This window comes from Actinoplanes auranticolor (assembly GCF_018332655.1).
Classification (GTDB): Bacteria; Actinomycetota; Actinomycetes; order Mycobacteriales; family Micromonosporaceae; genus Actinoplanes; species Actinoplanes auranticolor.
In genome coordinates this window covers 349,004-367,982 of the sequence record NZ_BOQL01000018.1, presented here as the reverse complement: position 1 = coordinate 367,982, position 18,979 = coordinate 349,004, and the positions used below count along the sequence as shown (strand labels likewise).

The 18,979-nt window shown below is 72.0% G+C and carries 18 protein-coding genes; 6 read left to right on the top strand and 12 right to left on the bottom strand.

Annotated features, from left to right (window positions below; translation table 11 throughout):
* Positions 1-20 precede the first annotated feature (20 nt).
* Complete coding sequence (locus tag Aau02nite_RS10985) at positions 21-992, bottom strand: aldo/keto reductase (RefSeq protein ID WP_212988235.1); 972 nt, start codon at positions 990-992, stop codon at positions 21-23.
* Between the two features lie 123 nt (positions 993-1,115).
* Between Aau02nite_RS10985 and Aau02nite_RS10980 the strand changes: the two genes are divergently transcribed.
* Both Aau02nite_RS10980 and Aau02nite_RS10975 read left to right on the top strand, forming a co-directional pair.
* Complete coding sequence (locus Aau02nite_RS10980) at positions 1,116-1,721, top strand: TetR/AcrR family transcriptional regulator (RefSeq protein WP_246595050.1); 606 nt, start codon at positions 1,116-1,118, stop codon at positions 1,719-1,721.
* A complete protein-coding gene (locus Aau02nite_RS10975; protein WP_212988234.1) occupies positions 1,718-2,851 on the top strand; it encodes a Gfo/Idh/MocA family protein in 1,134 nt (377 codons plus the stop codon). Before Aau02nite_RS10980 ends, Aau02nite_RS10975 begins: the two co-directional genes overlap by 4 nt.
* Here the strand turns inward: Aau02nite_RS10975 and Aau02nite_RS10970 are convergent.
* The 4 genes from Aau02nite_RS10970 to Aau02nite_RS10955 all read right to left on the bottom strand — a co-directional run bounded on the left by Aau02nite_RS10970 (position 2,845) and on the right by Aau02nite_RS10955 (position 6,130).
* Positions 2,845-4,281 (bottom strand): sensor histidine kinase, encoded by a 1,437-nt coding sequence (locus Aau02nite_RS10970; RefSeq protein WP_212988233.1) that lies wholly within the window; start codon positions 4,279-4,281, stop codon positions 2,845-2,847. The genes Aau02nite_RS10975 and Aau02nite_RS10970 overlap by 7 nt on opposite strands.
* A complete protein-coding gene (locus Aau02nite_RS10965) occupies positions 4,278-5,006 on the bottom strand; it encodes a response regulator transcription factor (RefSeq protein ID WP_212988232.1) in 729 nt (242 codons plus the stop codon). The genes Aau02nite_RS10970 and Aau02nite_RS10965 overlap by 4 nt, the downstream gene beginning before the upstream one ends.
* Positions 5,007-5,030: 24 nt before the next feature.
* Complete coding sequence (locus tag Aau02nite_RS10960) at positions 5,031-5,471, bottom strand: hypothetical protein (protein ID WP_212988231.1); 441 nt, start codon at positions 5,469-5,471, stop codon at positions 5,031-5,033.
* Positions 5,472-5,647: 176 nt separating this feature from the next.
* On the bottom strand, positions 5,648-6,130 hold the full coding sequence (locus Aau02nite_RS10955; RefSeq protein WP_212988338.1) for a hypothetical protein: 483 nt from the start codon (positions 6,128-6,130) through the stop codon (positions 5,648-5,650).
* Between the two features lie 33 nt (positions 6,131-6,163).
* Between Aau02nite_RS10955 and Aau02nite_RS10950 the strand changes: the two genes are divergently transcribed.
* Entirely contained in the window at positions 6,164-6,649 is a 486-nt protein-coding gene (locus Aau02nite_RS10950; protein ID WP_246595049.1) for an SDR family oxidoreductase, read from the top strand.
* Positions 6,650-6,828: 179 nt separating this feature from the next.
* Here the strand turns inward: Aau02nite_RS10950 and Aau02nite_RS46335 are convergent, their stop codons facing one another.
* The gene (locus tag Aau02nite_RS46335) at positions 6,829-7,614 is read right to left on the bottom strand and encodes an MFS transporter (protein ID WP_246595048.1); all 786 of its coding nucleotides are present in this window, start codon (positions 7,612-7,614) and stop codon (positions 6,829-6,831) included.
* 596 nt (positions 7,615-8,210) lie between these two features.
* Between Aau02nite_RS46335 and Aau02nite_RS10940 the strand changes: the two genes are divergently transcribed.
* From Aau02nite_RS10940 to Aau02nite_RS10930, 3 genes are read left to right on the top strand one after another with little or no spacing between them, the layout of a single operon-like run.
* On the top strand, positions 8,211-9,155 hold the full coding sequence (locus tag Aau02nite_RS10940) for a LysR family transcriptional regulator (protein WP_212988229.1): 945 nt from the start codon (positions 8,211-8,213) through the stop codon (positions 9,153-9,155).
* On the top strand, positions 9,152-9,460 hold the full coding sequence (locus Aau02nite_RS10935; protein WP_212988228.1) for a hypothetical protein: 309 nt from the start codon (positions 9,152-9,154) through the stop codon (positions 9,458-9,460). Before Aau02nite_RS10940 ends, Aau02nite_RS10935 begins: the two co-directional genes overlap by 4 nt.
* A 53-nt stretch (positions 9,461-9,513) precedes the next feature.
* The gene (locus Aau02nite_RS10930; RefSeq protein ID WP_212988227.1) at positions 9,514-10,353 is read left to right on the top strand and encodes an SAM-dependent methyltransferase; all 840 of its coding nucleotides are present in this window, start codon (positions 9,514-9,516) and stop codon (positions 10,351-10,353) included.
* Here the strand turns inward: Aau02nite_RS10930 and Aau02nite_RS10925 are convergent.
* The 6 genes from Aau02nite_RS10925 to Aau02nite_RS10900 are packed head-to-tail and all read right to left on the bottom strand — an operon-like array spanning position 10,322 to position 18,899.
* On the bottom strand, positions 10,322-11,635 hold the full coding sequence (locus Aau02nite_RS10925; protein ID WP_212988226.1) for a lipopolysaccharide biosynthesis protein: 1,314 nt from the start codon (positions 11,633-11,635) through the stop codon (positions 10,322-10,324). The genes Aau02nite_RS10930 and Aau02nite_RS10925 overlap by 32 nt on opposite strands.
* Positions 11,632-12,936: a glycosyltransferase family 4 protein gene (locus tag Aau02nite_RS10920; protein ID WP_212988225.1), complete on the bottom strand. Its 1,305-nt coding sequence runs from the start codon at positions 12,934-12,936 to the stop codon at positions 11,632-11,634. The genes Aau02nite_RS10925 and Aau02nite_RS10920 overlap by 4 nt, the downstream gene beginning before the upstream one ends.
* Before the next feature lie 14 nt (positions 12,937-12,950).
* Entirely contained in the window at positions 12,951-15,380 is a 2,430-nt protein-coding gene (locus Aau02nite_RS10915) for a DUF2206 domain-containing protein (RefSeq protein ID WP_212988224.1), read from the bottom strand.
* Positions 15,377-16,495 (bottom strand): glycosyltransferase family 4 protein, encoded by a 1,119-nt coding sequence (locus tag Aau02nite_RS10910; protein WP_212988223.1) that lies wholly within the window; start codon positions 16,493-16,495, stop codon positions 15,377-15,379. The genes Aau02nite_RS10915 and Aau02nite_RS10910 overlap by 4 nt, the downstream gene beginning before the upstream one ends.
* Positions 16,495-17,721: a glycosyltransferase family 4 protein gene (locus Aau02nite_RS10905; RefSeq protein ID WP_212988222.1), complete on the bottom strand. Its 1,227-nt coding sequence runs from the start codon at positions 17,719-17,721 to the stop codon at positions 16,495-16,497. The genes Aau02nite_RS10910 and Aau02nite_RS10905 overlap by 1 nt, the downstream gene beginning before the upstream one ends.
* Positions 17,718-18,899: a glycosyltransferase gene (locus tag Aau02nite_RS10900; protein ID WP_212988221.1), complete on the bottom strand. Its 1,182-nt coding sequence runs from the start codon at positions 18,897-18,899 to the stop codon at positions 17,718-17,720. The genes Aau02nite_RS10905 and Aau02nite_RS10900 overlap by 4 nt, the downstream gene beginning before the upstream one ends.
* Positions 18,900-18,979: the final 80 nt, after the last annotated feature.

Here is an 18,979-nt window from a genome sequence, read left to right as displayed (position 1 = left end):
TCCTTGATATAAAAATCGGGTCAGCGGTCGATGGCGGCCATGTTGTCCGCGTCGTAGCGCTCGCCGGAGGTCGGCGGCAGGCTGTTCAGGCGAGAGGCGTGGCCGGCCGTGAGCTCGATGCGGTCAGCGGCGGCGTTCTCCTCGAGCCGGGCGACCCGCTTGGTGCCCGGGATGGGCGTGATGTCGTCACCCTGGGCGAGCAGCCAGGCCAGGGCCACCTGGGCCGGCGTGGCGCCGATCTCGGCGGCTACGGCGCGGACCTCGTCGACGATCCGCATGTTGCGTGCGAGGTTGCCGTCGGCGAAGCGGTGGTTGGTGCGGCGCCAGTCGTCGGCGTCGAGGTCGTCCAGGGAGCGGATGTCGCCGGTCAGAAACCCGCGGCCGAGCGGGGAGTACGGCACGAACCCGATACCCAGTTCCCGCAGGACCGGCAGAACCTCGGCCTCGGGGTCGCGGGTCCACAATGAGTACTCGGACTGCACCGCCGCGATCGGATGCACCGCGTGTGCGCGTCGGATCGTGGCGGGGCCGGCCTCCGAAAGGCCGATGTGCCGGATCTTGCCCTCGGCCACCAGTTCGGCCAGCGCCCCGACGGTCTCCTCGATGGGCGTACCCGGATCCACCCGGTGCTGGTAGAAGAGGTCGATGTAGTCGGTGCCCAGGCGCTTCAGCGATCCCTCCACGGCCAGCCGGACGTTGGCCGGGGTGCTGTCCGGAGCCGAGCCGCCGGTGTGCGAGATCAGCCCGAACTTGGTCGCCAGCACGAACTCGTCCCGGTGCCCCTGGACTGCCCGGCCCACCAGCTCCTCGTTGATGAAGGGGCCGTACCCCTCGGCGGTGTCGATGTGGGTCACGCCGAGGTCCAGGGCGCGGCGGATCGTCCGGATCGACTCGTCCTCGCGCTGACCGGCGCCGGTGTAGTACGCCGACATCCCCATGGCGCCGAGCCCGATGCGTGACGTCGCGAGGCCGCCGAGCGAAGTGGTGTGCATGGTGCGGACTCCCTGATGGTAGTTAAGTACCGGTCGGTGCAGAACCGTAGCACGTATAAGTACCGTCCGGTACACAATGATGAGGATCACGGCGACATCTGTACCGAGGGGTACGCTTGTTGCATGGGTGATTCCCGCCGAGCCGTCATGGGCCGTCCTCGCGAGTTCGACACCGACCAGGCACTGGAAAGCGCCATGCGGGTCTTCTGGGCGCGCGGTTACGAAGCGGCGAGCCTGGCCGAACTGACCGCCGCGATGGGGATCACCAAGACCAGCATGTACGCGGCCTTCGGCAACAAGGAGGAGTTGTTCCGCAAGGCCCTCCAGCGCTACGGCGCGGGACCGGCCGCCTACGCGATGCGCGCCCTGGGGGAGCCCACCGCGCGCGCTGTGGCTGTGGCGTTCCTGCGCGGAGCGGTTCGCACCACGACCCCGCCCGGCGGGCCCACCGGATGTCTGACGGTGCAAGGTGCTCTGGCGTCGAGCGACGACGGCCGGCCTGTCCATGACCTGCTGGTCGACTGGCGCAACGATGCGGGGGTCCGCCTCGAGGAGCGCTTCCGCCGCGCTGTCGCCGAGGGTGATCTTCCGCCGGGGGCCGATCCCCGGCGTCTCGCCCGGTTCATCATGACGATGGGGTTCGGCGTCGCCGTGCAGGCCGCCAACGGCCTCGGTCCGGCCGAGCTCGACGAGATCGTCGACACGGCCCTCCTCGCCTGGCCTTCATGACGAAACGCGCGCTGCCTGACCTGCGGAGGCCGATCGGCGTCGGCATCGTCGGGCTGAGTGCCACCGGAGGCTGGGCGGCCGGGGGTCACCTGCCCGCGCTGGCGGCCGTCGACGGGATCGAGCTCCGCGCACTGGCGTCGAGTTCGCCGGCCTCCGCCCAAGCCGCGAAAGCGGTGTACGGCGTACCCGCGTACACGTCGGTCGAGCAGCTCGCCGGCGACCCGGACGTCGACCTCGTCGTTGTCGCCGTCAAAGTGCCTCAGCATCGCGAACTGGTGTTGCCCGCGCTCGTGGCGGCCGTACCGGTGCTCGCCGAGTGGCCGCTCGCCGTCGACCTGCGCGAAGCGGAGGAGATGGAGCGTGCCGCCGGCACGGTGCCCACGTTCGTCGGCCTTCAGGGACGATCCTCGCCCACCTTCCGCTGGCTGACCGACCTCGTCGCCGAGGGGTTCGTCGGGGAAGTGCTCTCGGCCACCGTCGTGGCGTCCTCGACCGAATGGGGAACGCCGGTTTGGGAGCGCGCGCTCTACACCCTCGACCGCAAACTCGGGGCCACGATGCTCACCATCGCGTTCGGGCACGCGATCGACCTGGTGTCGATGGTCATCGGCGAGCTCCAGGACGTGGTCGCGACGACCGCGACCCGGCGCCGCGAGGTTCCCCTCGGGCGCACCGGGCAGGTCGTGGCGATGACCGCCGAGGACCAGATCGCGGTCTCGGGCACCGTGGCCGGCGGCGCGATCCTGTCCGCCCACCATCGCGGCGGCGCGGCGTCGGGTGCGGGATTCTCGCTGATCATCGACGGTACGCAGGGCAGACTCGAGATCACCGCCGCCGAGTTTCCGCACCTCGGTCCGGTCACGGTGTACGGCACCCGCGGTCGCGGCCGGCCTGCGGAGCTCACGATGCCCGGCGGCTACGACAACTACCCCGGCCTGGCCGGAACGGTGGTCCACACGCTGGCTCACGCCTACGCCGCGATCCGCGACGACCTGATCCGCGGCACGGCCGTCGCGCCGGACTTCAGCCACGCCGTCAAGCGCCACCGGCTCCTCGACGCGATCGTCCGGGCCGCCGCCACGGGCCGGCGAACGACCATCCAACGCCCTCGTCCAGCCGGCGGTCAATGACCGGAGTGCGGCTCAACCGGTGCCCTGTCGTCCGCCGCGGTGGGCAGATGCAGGCTCACGGTGGTGCCCTGTCCGACCTGGGAGTGCACTGTCGTCCGGCCGTTGTGGGCGCGGACGATGGCTTGGACGATCGCCAGGCCCAGACCTGAGCCGCCGTAGTCGCGGCTGCGGCTGGCTTCGGCCCGCCAGAAACGGTCGAACAGCCGAGGTACGTCGGCAGCCCGGATGCCCGTGCCGTTGTCCGCCACGTCGACGCGTACCTCGTCGTCGTCCTGATACAGCCGCAGACGGACCCGAGTCCCGGCGGGATTGTGCTGGACGGCGTTGCCGACCAGGTTGCGCAGGACCTGCTGCAGGCGGGCGGCGTCGCCGACAACCGGCAATCGATCCGGCGGTGCCCGCAGGGTGATGTCGAGATCGGTGTAGATCACGCGGGCGTCCTCGACCACGCTCTCGGCGAGCTCGCTCAGGTCGAGCGGCTGGTTGTCGAGGGGCCGGCCGGTGTCGAGCCGGGCCAGCAGGCCGAGCTCGTCGACCAGCAGCCGGATCCGGCCGACTTCGTCCTCGATGCGGGCCACCGCCTGCTCGACATCCTCACCGCTCAGGTTGCCCTGCCGGTACAGCTCCAACCAGCCGGACACGGTGGCGAGCGGGGTGCGCAGCTCGTGCGAGGCGTCGGCGGCGAAGGTTCTCGCCCGGTCCTCGGCGCGGGCCTGCGCATCGAAGGCCCGGTTGACCGCGGCGGCGAGGATGTCGGTCTCGGCGTGGCGATCGGAGACCGGTAGTCGTTCGTCGCGGGATCCCTGGGCGATCGCGTCGGCCGCGTGGGCCATCTCCGCCAGTGGGCGCAAGCCGATGCGCAGGACGACCACGGCGAGGGCCATGAGCACGAGGACGGCGATGACGGCGATCGTCGCCATGCTGCCGACGTAACCGACGACGGCGGTCCGTTCGATGTTCGCGTCGTTGACCAGAATCAGCTGAGCGACGTCGTCGGTGTCCCGGTCGCCGTAGTTCATCCGCATGCCCGGTGTGGTGATCAGGACCGCCACGACGTCGTCGCCGGTCTCCAGGATCTCGCCGGGGTCGGCCGCCCGGGCGAGGCGGGCGAGCTCGTATTCGTACCCGGCACTGGAGCCGATGGCGAACAAGATGTCGCCGCGGGCGTCCAATCCCATGATGCCCAGCGGCGGACCGAGCATCGTCTCGAACTGGTCGGCGTTGATGGTCTGCGGGCCGGAGCGGACCAGTGCGGTGATCCGCTGTTCGTCGGTGCGGAGCTTGGCGACGGAACGGTCGGAGACGTAGTTGTCGACGAGGAAGGCAGTGGTGAGACCGCTCGCACCGAGAGCGAGCAGGAACAGCATGAGAAAACCGGCCAGGAGCCGTCCTCGGATGCCGGCCCGCCACCGGTGCCAGCCGTAATTCATCGTCCGGTCCGCTTGCCGTCTGGTTGCGTCTCGTGGCGCAGGGCGTACCCGACGCCGCGGACGGTGTGGATGAGCGCGTCGTGCCCGGTGTCGATCTTGCGGCGCAGGTTCGAGATGAACCGCTCGACGACGACCGAGTCGCCACCGAAGTCGTACTGCCAGACCGCATCGAGGATCTGGCCCTTGGACAGGACCTGTCCCGGGCGGGTGATCAGGACGTGGAGCAGCTTGAATTCCGTCGGTGACAGCTGGATGAGCTGGTCGCCCCGGCGGACCTCGTGCCGTTGCAGGTCGAGTGTCAGGTCGTGAAAGGTGAGGGCCGAATCGGCGGGCACCGCGGTGCCGCGGGAGCGGCGCAGCAGCGCCTCGATCCGGGCCCCGATCTCCACGACGCTGAACGGCTTGACCACGTAGTCGTCGCCGCCCAGCTGCAGTCCCCGCACGCGGTCCTCGACTGCGTCACGTGCGGTCAGGAACAGGACCGGCACTGCGACGGACCTGGCCCGCAGCAGCGTCAGGATGTCGAATCCGGTTCCTCCGGGCAGCATCACATCCAGCACGATGACGTCGGGCGGGTGGGCCTGGACCTGGTCGAGGGCCTGGCCGACGTCCGCCGCCACGTCGACCTGGTAGCCGGCGAAGCCGAGAGCGGAGGTCAGCAGACCGCGGATCCCGGGATCGTCGTCGACGACGAGAACCCGGTCGCGGTGCCCGGTGTCAGACATCCGTGGTCCTCCGTCCGGGCCGCATCAGATCTCGAAGACGATCGAGGACGGACCGGCTCTGCGGCCCCGGGCGGACTCGGCCGCGAACTGCTGAGCTCCGAGTGCGTTGACGGCCGCCTCGGACACTCGTGCGATCTCGACGACTTCGCCCGGGTCGGGTGCCTGGCCGGACTTCAGGAAGGCGGTGTGGGCGACGCCCACCAGCACGGCCGCCTGCCGATGATCACCCTCGGCCGACACCAGGGCCGCGCCCACGACGCAGATCGAAGGCAGCAATCCGCCCCAGCCTTCCCGGACCACCTGCTCGCGTGCCTGCCGGAACGAGGCACGTGCCCGATCCAGGTTGCCGAGGCGCATCTCCCGGAGGGCAAGATCGAAGAGCTCAGCGGTGACCGCCATGGATTTCCTGAGTGGGTCGATCACAGTAGTTCTTCCTCCATCAGGATCTCGTGCGTTGACGCTCACTGCGGCGATCCCGTTCCCGTGCCGGAGGTGGCGAAGAGTGACCCCGAAATGATCTGGACAGTGTGAGCATAGCAGCGCAGCGTGGATGAACGACCGGTCTCGGGTGACCTCACCGAGATCGGCGCCGTCGATCTCGGCTTCCGGGTGACCGAGGCGACCGGGCAGCTGACCGCAGTTCAGGTGACGCGGTACGGGTCGTCCGGGGGCAGCCAGGCGTCCGGGTTGTCGAGGCCGCACCCGTCCACCGAGCGGGTCAGCGCCGCGACGAGCGCTCGCACCGCGGGCCGCCGCTCGTTGCGGCGGGAGACCAGCGACCACGTCCAGTACGGTGCCGGCCGAGTGATCGGGCGGGCGACCAGGTCGGCCGGCACCGGGGTGGTCTGACCCTTGGGGCAGTTCACCACCGGCCGGCGCAGGCGGCGTACGTGGTCGAAGAACGCCGGACCGGTGATGCCGCCGTCCGAGACGGCCACCGTCCCGGCGCCGGTCTCCTCGGCCAGCGCCGCCGCCCAGCGGTTCCAGGACGACCAGCTGACCTCGTCGGCGTCGATGAGCACCACAGTGTCGCGGGTGTGGACCGGTTCGGTCGAGGTGCCGGTGCTCACCGCGTACAGGCGGTCGGCGCCGAGCAGCCGGGCGTCGAGGTCTTCGTCGCGCACCTGACCGACCACGCCAACAGCAGCCTGCCGGCTGTGCTGGCCTCGCTCACCAAGGGCGGCCTCAACTCGGCGACCAAGGCCCTGGCCATCGAGTACGCGACCCGCGGCATCCGTTTCAACGCGGTCTCGCCCGGCGTCATCGCGACCCCCATGCACCCGGCCGAGACCCACGAGTTCCTGGCCGGCCTGCACCCGGTCGGCCGGCTCGGCCAGATCAGCGACGTCACCGACGCCATCGTCTTCCAGGGCGTGCACCCGTACACCATCGGGCGGGCCGGGGTGACGGAGTACTACGCCGGGCAGCCGGCCGGGATGACGGTGGCCTACCGGATCCTGCAGACCCGCGAGCTCGCCGACGACGTCGTGCTGGGCTGGGTCGCGGCCGAGTTCTCGTTGGTCGACCGGCCCCCGATCGCGGTCAATCTCACCGTCGTGGCGCGCCGGGCCGGTGGCGCCTGGCGGATCGCCCATTACCACGTCTCACCACGGATACCCGCCGAGGAGAGCACCCCTTCATGACCCGCATCGGTGCCGGTCCCGTCATAGTGCCGCGCCACCGCGGCACTATGACGGGCCGTGGTCCGAGCATTGACCCGGGCCGGGCGCTCCCGAGAAGCGTGGTGTCGGAGTCGCGGCTGCCGTAGAGCTGTCAGGACAGCGCCGGCACGTGAGAGTGGAACCGTGCCATGACCGCGTGGTTATCCCGTGCGGGAAGCGGACTTCGTAGGGGACGCGGTCGGTGGGGCTTCGGGAGCAGGGCGGCGCGGCAGCAGGAGCGGGCTGGCCAGGATGAGCAGCCCCGCAGTGATGAGGGCGGTGCGCGGGCTGGTGGCGGCGGCGAGCAGACCACCGAGCGCGCTGAGCATGGCGATGGCTGCGCTGCTGCCGATCGACCAGGCCGTGAGGGTACGGGCGACGCGGTCGTCGGGGGTGTGTTCGAGGCGGTAGGTCGCGAGCACCGGGTTGAACAGGCTCATGCTGACGATGATCGCGAGTTCGACCACGATCACGGTGGCGAGACCGGCAGCACCGGGCTGGACGAAGGCGAGGCCGATCAGCCAGACCGCGCGGAGCGTGCCGACGGTGCGCAGAATGCGGTGCCGGCCGAAGCGGGTCACCGCACGAGGGGCCAGGCGGGAGCCGAGGAGCCCGCCGAGGCAGGGCGCGGCGAAGGCCAGGCCGTACTGCCAGGGCGCGAAGCCGAGCTCGCCGAGCAGCAGCACCGCCAGCAGTGGCTCGCTGGCCATGATCAGTCCGGCGACGAGCAGCTGGTTGAGGTAGAGCGCCCGTAGCCCGGGATGGCTCAGCAGGTGCCGCCAGCCGTCGAGCAGCTCGCCGGCCCGGACCCGGCGGTCGCCGGTGCGCTGCGGGGGTTCCTCCCGGCTGCGAATCGCCGTGATGCCCAGCGCGGAGAGCAGGAAGCTCAGCGCGTCGGCCACGACGGACGTGACCGGCCCGAACAGACCGATCGCGGCACCGCCCATCGGTGGGCCCGACCCCGATGGCGCTCCACGTCGTCGACTCGAACCGCGCGTTGGCCACCAGCAGGTCGTCCGGGGCGAGGAGAGTCTTGAGGTAGGCGCCGCCGGCCGCGCTGAACGCGATCTTGGCCGCGGCGACCAGAGCCGAGACGACCAGCAACTGCACGAAGCTGAGCCGGCCGAGAGCGTAGGCGAGGGGGATCGTCAGCATGGCCGCGAACCGGGCCAGATCCATCGCGATCATCACCGGTCGCTTGCGGTGGAACTCCACCCAAGGCCCGAGCGGCAACGCGATCAGCGCACCCACCGCCGGACCGACCGCGGCCAGGGCGGAAACCTGCGCGGGGCCGGCGTCCAGGACCAGGACGGCGATCAGCGGCAGGGCGCCGAATCCGAACCCCGAGCCGTACGCGCTGACCGCGTACGCCGCCCACAGCCAGCCGAACTGCCGGCCCAGGGATCGCCTCGCCGCCAATCCGCACCTCCCGCCCAGCCGTCCGCCGTTGAACGCTGGGAGCAAAGCAGGGCCCGGGTGAACGAATCAAACAACCGAACCGGCGGCGAGCCACAACCGGACGTTGTGTGGGTACGGTCAGCGCGTGGATCTCGCCGCCGTACGCACGTTCGTGGCCGCCGCGGACGCCGGCCAGTTCCAGGACGCCGCCACCGCGCTGTCGATCACCCAGCAGGCCGTGTCCAAGCGCATCGCCGCTCTGGAGAAGGACCTGCAGGTGCGGCTGTTCACCCGCACTGCCCGCGGCGCCCACCTGACCGTCGACGGCCAGGCACTGCTGCCCCACGCCCGGGAGCTGATCCGGGTGGCAGAGCGCGCCGACGCCTCCGTCCGTCCCGGCCGGCGCGCCCTGCGCATCGACGTGCACAGCCGGCGGATCGCCCCGGCGGTGCTGCTGCAGGAGTTCCACCGCACGGATCCGCGGATCGAGCTGGACGTCGTCACGCTGCTGGACGCCGATGTGCATGCCGCGACCGCCGCCGTCGAAGCGGGGACGATCGACGCCACCTTCCACGCCGTCACCGTCCCCGCGCGCCAGCTGCCGCGGGCGATCAGGACCGCTCGTGTGATCGACGAGCATCACGAACTGCTCGTCGGACCACGCCATGCGCTCGCCGACGCCGGCTCGGTCACGCCCGCCCAACTCGTCGAACACCGCATCTGGATGCCGGGGCTGGCCACCGGCACCGAATGGGCGGGCTACTACGACGAACTCGCCGCCGCGTTCGGCCTCACCATCGACGTGACCGGGCCGGTCTTCGGCAGCGAGGCGCTGATGGCCGAGATCGCCGGCTCGCCGCACCTGGCGACCTTCATCGGCGAACGCACCCGGTACCTGTGGCCGGACAGCTACGACCTGCGGCGCATACCGGTGCGCGACCCGGCACCGGTCTACCCGATGTCACTGATCTGGCGCGACGACAACCCGCATCCCGCGCTCAGCAGCCTTCGCGACTACCTCAGCTCCCGAAGAAGAACGACAACATCCGACGAGAACGTGTGGATGCCGAAATGGGGTGCATGGCAGTGAGTGCCGATGACAACACCTATGTACGAGATCAGAACGCCCGGGTCGATCCGATCTTCACCCTCGGGATGATGACCGTCGCGGGTTTGCGAGACATTCTCGCCGATCTGCCGGACGACGCCGTTGTGGTCGTCGCGAGAGACGGAGCGGGCGGCGGGGAGGACTGTTCACCGCTGGCCGATGTGGAGGAGGGCTGGTTCTTCCCGGCCGCCGGCGATTCCGCTCCGCTCGGCCGGGACGCCGACGGCAACGTCCACGAGCCCGGCCCCGGTGACCTGTACGCCGTGCTGCTCCGTCCCACCGGCTGACCATAAGCCTTACACTCTGTTCGCCAGCCCTCCCCCCTGATTTGGAGTCCATTATGGATATCGCGCCGGAAGGCACCGGTCTCAACTCGGCCACCGATCGCCGGATCCCGATCGGGGTGGACACCTCGGTGCCGAGTGTGGCTCGTGTCTACGACGCGTTACTGGGCGGCAAGGACAATTTCGCGGTCGACCGGGCCGTTCGCGACAAGCTCATGGAACTCACGCCCGGCGGGGCGGATGTGCCGCTCTACAACCGGGCCGTGCTCGGCCGGGCCGTGCGGTACATGGTCGGCCAGGGCATCGACCAGTTCATCGACCTCGGTGCCGGCCTGCCGACGGTGCAGAACACCCACGAGGTGGCGCAGAGCCGGAACCCGCGGGCCAGAGTGGTCTACGTCGACAACGATCCGATGGTCCTGACCCACGGCCGTGCCCTGCTGGACGCGAACCCGGACACCACGGTGATCACCGCTGACTTCTGCGAGCCGGACGAGGTCCTGAGCGACGGGGACCTGCGCGCCCTGATCGATCTCGAGCGGCCGGTCGGACTGTTGATGGTCGCCGTGCTGCACCACCTCGACGACGCCCAGCGCCCCGCTGAGCTCGTCGCCCGCTATCGCGATGCGGTGCCCCCGGGCAGTCACCTGTTCATCACCCACTTCATCGACGGCGGGGAGGAGACCGCGCAGATCGAGCGGGTCATGCTCAGCGACCTGGGCAGTGGGCGGTTCCGGACCTTCGACGAGGTCCGCGGCTTCTTCGCCGGGACGCAACTGCTGGACCCGGGCGTCGTCTACAACCCGCTCTGGCGCCCGGACCCCACCGATGTCGTGCCGGACCCGATGACCTTCGCGGGGAAGATCATCGGAGCCGGGATGGGACGCAAGCCCTGACCGTCCCGCTCGCGGCCAGCACCGAGCGGATCAGCAGCAGGTAGATCGCGGCCAGGATCACCTCGCCGATCAGCAGGGACCAGCCGGCCCAGATCAAGCCCCGCCCGACCAGCAGGTACGCGCCGAGCAGGGCGGCGGCGGAAGCCACGGCCGACAGGGCGCAGAGCAGCCGCAACCGCCCGAGCACCATCAGCACGGTGCTGCCCACGTACCCGATGGAGGTCAACGCCTGGGTGAGCGCCAGCACGACCAGCAGCGGGTACGCCGCGGCGTACTGGCCGCCGAACAGGCTCAGGGCGAAGTGGCCGCCGAGCAGCAGCGCGAGCAGCATGGGGAGCTCCACCGCGACGGTGAGCCGGACCACCCGGCCCAGCGATGCCCGCATCCGGGCCGGGTCCCGCTCGGCTTCGGCGAAGAAGCTGCGGCTGGTGGCCTGGGGCACGAACGCCAGCGTGCCGGCCAGCAGCGCGGCCACGTAGTAGTAGGCGGCCGAGGCCGGATCGACCCGTTCGGCGACGAGGATGGGCATGAGCAGGGCCGGGAGCATCAGAATGACAGTCGCCAGGTAGTTCCACGCGGAGTACCGCCACATGGCGGCGAGGCGGTCCCAGCGCAGCCGCAGCCGGCTCGGCAGGCCGAGCACCCGCCGGAGCGCGAAGAGGTACACCACCAGGGCGGCGACCATCGCCCCCTGATAGGCGGTGAAGATGCCCAGGGCGCCCAGGCCCAGGCAGGCCAGGGGCAACAGCAGCCGGAGCACGACGACCACGGTGTTGCGGCCCAGCACGAATCCGCTGCGGCGGGCGGCCACGAAGACGTTGTCGCCGACCATGTTGACCGCGTACCCGCTGGTCAGCAGCACGAAGAGGGCGGCGTTGAGCGGGTGTCGCAGCAGGCCGGCGAGTTCGGGCGCGACGGCCGGCGCCAGCGCGACGAAAGCGAGCGCACCGGCCGTGGCGGCCACCAGCACCGTCGTCAGCGCGGTGTCGACCGTGGCCGCGTCGTCCTCCCAGGTGTGCAGGTAGCGGATGACGGCGTTGTGCATGCCCAGCAGCGCGCAGCTGCCGATCAGGACGGACGCCGAGATCAGCGCGCTGGCCCGGCCCACCTCCGCCGCGGGGAACAGGTGGGCGACCATCTGCCAGAACAGGAAGCCTCCGGCGGCCAGTTCCACGGTCGCGAGCAGCAGGAAGGCGGAATTACGGAACAGGCTGTCGGCGGCCGCCACCCGCAGCCGGGCCAGCGGGCCGGTGGCCGGTCTCGCGAGCGTCGAGTCGGTCATCGCCCGGGCACCGTGGTCGGGGAGGTGGTCCGGTCCGCGGCACCCGCGTCGTGATACGCGGCGTACACGGCTTCGGCGTATGCGGTCAGCGTGAGCTGGTCGGCCAGCTGCGTCCCGGCCGCGGCCAGCCGGGCCCGCAACGCCGGATCGGCCAGCAGAAGCAGAACGGCCTCGGCCAGGGCGGGTGCGTCGCCCGGCGGCACCAGCAGGCCGGTCTCGCCGGGCCGGACCAGGTCCGGGAGCCCGCCGGAGTCGGCGGCGACGACGGCGCAGCCGGCGGCCAGCGCTTCCAGGGCGGTCAGTCCGAACGATTCCGGCCAGATCGACGGGACCACCGCGATGTCGGCCGCCGCCAGGGCGGCGGCCATCGTGGCCGGTGGCGACCAGCCGGCCCAGCTCACCGCCGGCCCGACGCCGAGCTCGCCGGCCAGCCGCCGCAGGCGGTCCTCCATGGAACCGGTGCCGAGGACCGTCAGCCGGGCCTCGGGGTACGCGGCGAGAATCGCCGGCATCGCGGCGAGCAGCACCTGAACACCCTTGACGTCCTCCAGCCGCCCGGCCGTCACCAGCCGCGGACCGGACGCGGGCGCGTCGTCCGTCACCGGCCGCGCCCTGGACCCGGGCGCGCCGGCGGTCAGCGGGCGCGGACCGGTCCCGGGTGGGTTGGCCGTCCGGGCGCGGACCGCTGCCCGGAACCCCTCGTCGAGCCCGTTGCGGATGATCCTGGTCGGCCCGAGCGACCGTTCGACCAGGCCGGCCATGGAGGCACTGGGCGCAGTGAACACGTCGACGTGCCGGCGCAGGAGATAGCGGGACAGGCCCGCCGTGACCACGCCGCCCCAGGCGTACGCGGCGACTCCGCGGGCGTTCAGCCGGCCGGCCACCCGGTCGGCCCGGCGGAAGTAGGCCGCCGGCAGGCAGTACCGGACGGTGCCGCCGACGAAGTACTCCGGCCCGTGCACCGTCATCACCGTGGGCGTGCCCCGCAGCAGCGGTAACGCGCCGGCGGACAGCAGTCCGATCGTGTGCAGGTGCACGACGTCCGGGGCGAACCGGCTCAGCAGCTCGCGCAGGGCCGCTCGGGCGCCCTGGTTGACGTAGAAGTTGCGGATCCGGGCCGGGCCGCGTGCCGTCCGCACCGGCCACGTGCTGTCCGCGAACCACTCACCGGGTCCGGGGCGGTCGCCGGCCAGCACGTGGACGTCGTGGCCGCCGGCCCGCTGCGCGCGCACCAGGTCCGCGGTGAGCCGCTCGGCTCCGCCGCAGGTGCTTCCGTTGTTGATGACGTGCAGGATCCGCATCGCGTCCATTCACCTCATGTCGGCCCGTAGACGAGACGCCCGTCCCGGGCGTAGAGCAGTGGCCGTCCGGCGGCCACGCACCGCAGCGGGAAGCCGATGGTCAGGATTCGGTCGTCCGCCACGATCACGGCCCGGGCCCGGCCGTCTGCGTCGGCGTCGATCCGCAGGTAGGCGTCGGCCGGCACGATGCCGGGGGCCACACCCTCGCGGGGATCGAACCGCGTGCCGGCCCGCAGCAGCGCGGTGTCCGCGCTGTCGGCGGCGACGACTGCCCCGGCCGGTACGGAGGCGCCCAGCCAGCTGGCCGCCGTCACGTCCTCGGCCGCGGCGTACCAGGCCCGGTAGTACGCGCCCGCGTTGTTCAGGTTCAGCTGGGGTGGGTAGCCGCCGAGGAACTGCGGCAGGAGCCCCGAGGTGCTGACGAAGCAGGCCGTGACGACCACCGCGGCCCCCGCTGCGGGCAGGTGCCGGCGGAACCCGCCCAGGGCGGTGGTCAGCAGGATGACCACCATCGGGGCCAGCAGGATCAGGAACTGCTGGAACAGCCGGAGGAGTCCGTAGTTCAGCGACAGCTGGGGGAGGACGACCGTGGCCGCGAGCAGGCCCAGCGCTGCCAGGCCGAGTGCGGTGAGGACGCGCGCCGGGCCGGACGAGCGCCGGGTGGCCCACCACAGCAGCATCAGACCGAGGATTGCGCCGAGCTGGAACAGCGCCACGGCGGCGATCCGGGAAGCTGCCGTGACCGTGGCCGGCGGGATCCCCACAGCCTGGAGCCCCCGGCCGGCCGGGGTTTCCGGCAGGGTGTCCGCCGGCACCAGCCGGACGGGACAGGTGGTGGCCAGCCGGCCGGCCGCGCCGGGATCTGCCGGGGCGCCCCGGGCGGCCAGGTAGTCGCGCAGCACCTGCTCGTCGGTGCGGGCGGGACGCCCGCCGAAGAAGCTGTACCCGACCGCGTCGGCCGACTGGCTGTTGCTGCGCTGGACCGCCGCCATCGTGTCCTGCACCGTCCGGAGCAGGCCGCCGCCGCTGCCGGTGCACACGCTCCAGCCCACCGAGAAGACCACGAGCAGCAGGACCAGGCGTGGGCCGAGCAGCGGCGGCGGAACCGGGTGTGCTCCCCGCCAGCCCGGCAGGCCGGCGACGACCCGGGCCGGCCACCGGGCCGGCGGTCGTCCGGACCGGTCCGGACGGCCGGTGCGCCGGCGGACCGCGACGGCGAGCGCGGGGGTACGCAGCAGCAGCCATCCCGAGAACAGCAGGCCGACGGTGACGTAGGTGGTCGAGTAGTGGGAGACCGTCAGGCCGGCGGCCATGACGGCGAACGTCACCAGCCGGTGGCGCCGGGAACCTCGATCGTCCAGCAGCGCCAGCATGGCGACGGTGAAGAAGATCAACGCCAGTTCCTGCCGGTTGAGCATCGGCATGTCGTTGACGAAGGTCGGGAAGGCCACGAACAGCCCGGCGGCCGCGACCGCCCCGCCGGTGGGGAGCAGGCGCCGGGCGAGCAGGAACACGCCGACGCCGACGCCGGCGAAGAGGACCTGGTAGCAGACCCGGAAGACGTCCAGCGGCGCGATACCGAGCAGGTGGTGCAGGAACGCGGGCAGCGTGGTGATGCTCAGGCACGCGGTGTAGTCCGGTGCCATACCGCCGGGCTGCCACTGGCCGGCGGTCAACGTGGCGTGCAGCGCGTGCATCTCGATCTTGATGTCGTGGCCGGTCACCCCCGTTCCGCGCAGCGAGGTGGCCAGCAGCACCGCCAGCCCCAGCAGGAACACGGTGGTGGCCGCGGCCTGGTCCCGGACCCGCGCGCTGCGGGAGCCGGGCGCGCGCTCGCCGGGCAGCGAGGCGCCGAACAGGGCCATCGCGCCCGCGGTCAGCGCCAGCGCGGTGAGGGTGCCGCTGCCGCCCGCGTTCAGCCGGGCGGCGCCGGCCACGGCCAGGACCACTGCCAGCGCCGCGAGCGCGACCGCGGTGAGATCCGCCGGCCGGACCGGGAGTCGCGGCCATCCCCATCCGGGCTCTTCGACCTCGGCGGGACCGGTGAGGGGGACGGCGCGCACTGCTGCCACGCCGAGCAGCGCGCCCATGGCCAGGTCGAAGCCGATCAGGCACCCGACGGTCGACAGGGCACCGGCGATGGGCACCACCGCCACGGCGAGGCTGACCGCCAGCAGGAAACACAGGCCGAAGGCGACCACGTGCAGCACCGCGTCCCAGCCGGCCGGCCGGCGCAGGCCGATCACCCGCATCACCCACGCACCGGGCAGCAGCACCACCACGGGCAGCACCACGGCGGCGCGTACCGGTCCCGGCGTTCCGGCGAGCACCAGCACGTTGACCAGCACCAGCAGCACGGCGGTGACCCGGGCCGCCGGGACGCCCGGCCGCGTCCCGGCCGGGGACGCTCCGGCCGGGGCTGCGGTCGCCAGCCCGGCCGTCACCGGCCGAGCACCTCCGCGTACAGGCCCTCGACGGACGCGGTGACGGCCGGCCACGCGTAGGCCCGGGCCCGGGCGGCCGCCGCAGCGGCGAGCCGGGACCGCAGGGGTACGTCATCGAGCACGCGGCCCAGGGCCCCGGCGAGCGCACCGGGCGCGGCGACGTCGACGGTCAGCACCGCGTCGCCGCCCACCTCGACGATCTCCGGAAGCGCGGCCGCCACGACCGGGGTCCCCGCGGCCATCGCCTCCAGCAGTACCAGCGGCATGCCCTCGTGAGTGGAGGGCAACACCAGTGCGGTCGTCCGCGCGTACGCGTCCTGGATCTCCGCCCGGTCGCGCCGCCCCTCGAACGCGACGGTATCGCCCAGAGCGAGCCGGTCGGTCAGGTCCTGCAGACGCCGGCGTTCCGGGCCGTCGCCGATGATCCGGACCCGCACGTCGCGGCCTTGCGCGCGCAGCGCGGCCGTCGCGTGCAGCAGGGCTTCGACGTTCTTCTGCACGGCCAGGCGCCCGACGAACAGCAGTTCGTCCGTGCGCCGCGGTCGCGCCGCGGGGACTCCGGTGGTGTCCACGCCGTTGGCGATGACCGCCACCCGGGCCGGGTCCACCCCGAACGTGTGCACCACCTCGTCGCGCATCGCGGCGGTCAGGCAGATGACCCGGTCGGCGCGACGGAGGACCGGCCCGAACACCAGCCGGAAGTACGCCGGCAGCAACAGCCGGCCCAGCCGGCTGGAAGGGCGCAGCACCAGGTGCTGGTGGGCCACGTAACGGGTACGGCGCAGAGTGGCCGCCAGCGCGACGATCTCGGGGACGAACGCCTGACCGGTGTGCACGTGGATGACGTCCGGGCGCGGGGTGTGCGTGAGCAGACGTGCTACCAGGCCCGGCATCAACGGCGTGTTCGCCAGCCAGGCGGCGCGTAGCCGCACCACCCGCAGCGACCCCGCGCGGCCGGGATGCTCCTCGGTCCGAAGCTGTCCCTCGGCTCCGACATCCGAGGTGTACACCGTGACGCGGTGTCGCTGAGCCTGCCGCGTGGCGAGCTGCTCGACGACCGCCTCCTGACCGCCGAGGTGCGGTGGGTACAGCGCCACGACCTGAACGATCTCCATCAGCGCGCGTGGCTCCGTTGCCGGGGGAGGTGCTGGACCAGCGTGTCGTGCACCGCGGCCGTAACCTCGTCCCAGTCCCGCAGGTGACCGGCGTGTTCGGCGGCCGACCGGGGGTTCAGGTGGGGGGCCGCGTCGAGCGCCGCCGCGAGCCCGCGGGCGAGGTCGTGGGCGTCGACGGCCGCGAGGTAACCGTTACGACCGTTGGCGACCAGGTGCCGGGCGGCATTGTCCGGATGGTCCACGGTGACGACCGGGACGCCACACGCGTTGGCCTCGACCACGACACATCCGAATCCCTCGCGTACCGACGGCAGGGCCAGCACCGACGCGCTCTTCATGACGCCGTAGATCTCGTCGTCCGGCACGAAGCCGGAGAACTCCACCGCGCCGGCCAGGCCCAGCTCGTCGCGCAGCGCCGTCAGCCGGGGCAGTTCCGGGCCCGCACCGACGATCCGGCAGCGGATGCCGGGACGTTGCGGCTGCAGCAGCGCCACCGCCCGCAGCAACAGGTCGACGTTCTTGTTGGCCAGCAGCCGGCCGGCGAACAGCACGTCGACGCGGGGCTCCGCCGCCGGCTGGGCGGCCACCTCGGACAGCGAGACGCCGGGCACGATCGTGTGCACGGGTACCCGTACGCCCAGCTCCCGGACCAGGCGATCGGAGGTCTGGGCCGAGACCGAGACGATCTCGTCGGGCAGCCGGGCGGCCCAGCGCTCGATGAGCGTGCCGAACGGTGCGAGCCGGCCGAGGTACTGCCGCCAGCCGGCCGCTCCCCAGACCTCGTGCCAGGTCGCGACCAGGCGGCGGCGCCGCAACGAACACACCACCCGCGCGGTGAACAGCGGGAAGTACGGCATGTGGTCCACGTCGAGCACGTCGAAGCGGGCACCCAGCAGTCGGATGGTGGCCACGCCGAACATCAGGGCCTGCCGGATCGACCGCCGCTCGCCCTGGTACAGGGAATGCTGCCGGCCGACCGCGTGCAGGTGCACGCCGTCGAGCACGAGGGTGCGGGGCCCCGGCCACCACTTCATCGTGTACACGTGGACCTCGACCCCGGCGGCGACGAGCCGGCGGGTGATCTCGTACAGCCGCCGCTCCTTGCCGCCGGTGTTGAACGGCCAGACGGAGTCGCTGACGAAGGCCACCCGGGCCGGCCGGGTCCCGGCGGCGGGGTACGGCGTCGGTTCCGCCGTGGTGACCGTGTCGCGCGCCCCGGCCGTCACCGGGACCTCGCGGGTGGCCGGTCGGCGCTGCGGTCGGCGGCGGCGAGGTACAGCACTCGTTTCATCGCGCGCTGGTTGCGGCTGACCGAGTCCAGCACCAGGCCGGCGTTGAGCAGGCCGAAGCCCAGCACGGCGCAGGTGATCACGACCTGCTTGCCGGTGCCGAGAGCGCCGGCCGCATCCCAGGGGCGCAGCACGGACGCGGTTGCGGCGCACACGACGAGGGCCGCGAGCAGTGCCCCGAAGAAGCGTGCCGGCCGGTACTCCTTGCAGAGCAACACGATGCAGGCGAGGATCCGCAGCCCGTCGGGGACCGTCCGCAGCTTGCTCGCCGAGTGCGGGGGACGGGCCCGGTACGTGGTCGGCACCTCGCTGAAGGGCACGCACAGGTCCAGCGCGTGCACCGTCATCTCGGTCTCGATCTCGAAGCCCCGGGAGGCGGCCGGGAAGGACCGCACGTACCGGCGCGACAGGGCGCGGTAGCCGGAGAGCATGTCCTCGGGCCCGCTGCCGAAGATCCACCGCACGGCGGAGGTGAACAGCTGGTTGCCGAAGCGGTGGCCGTAGCGGTACGTCTCGGCGACCTCCGCCGCATCGACGCGCCGTCCCACCACCATGTCCAGCTTGCGCTCCCACAGGGCAGCGACCAGTGCCGGAGCGGCTGCGGCGTCGTAGGTGCCGTCCCCGTCGGCCATGAGATAGACGTCGGCGTCGATGTCGGCGAACATCTGCCGCAGGACGTTGCCCTTGCCCGGGCGCGGTACGTGAGCGACGACGGCACCCGCCCGCCTCGCCTGGGCGTCCGTGCGGTCGGTGGAGGCGTTGTCGTAGACGTACACGGTTGCTTCCGGTAACGCGCGCCGGAAGTCCGCGACCACGTCGGCGATGGTGGTCTCCTCATTGCGGCACGGCAGCAGCACCGCGACCCGGGGCCGGCCGGACAGCGCCGGCGCCGGGTGGGTCCGGCCGTTCGCGTGTCCGTCCACCGGAGGGTCGGCGAGGTCTGTCCGCGCCCCGCCGAACCGCTGCGGTGCCGGTGGACTGATCGTCGGATGCCGGGACTGCGGCTCGGGGTCGCCGGTGGACACCTGGTCGATCGACGCCCGCTCGGCGGGGACGGTGTCGAGCCCGGCGACCAGCTCGGCGCGAGCGGCACCACCGTGGTACGAAGCAGCCATGAGTATCTTCCCTATCGGCCCGGGAAGAGCAGCGGAGACCCACTGCGGCTCCGGGCGGGACGGAACAAACGGCCGGCAAC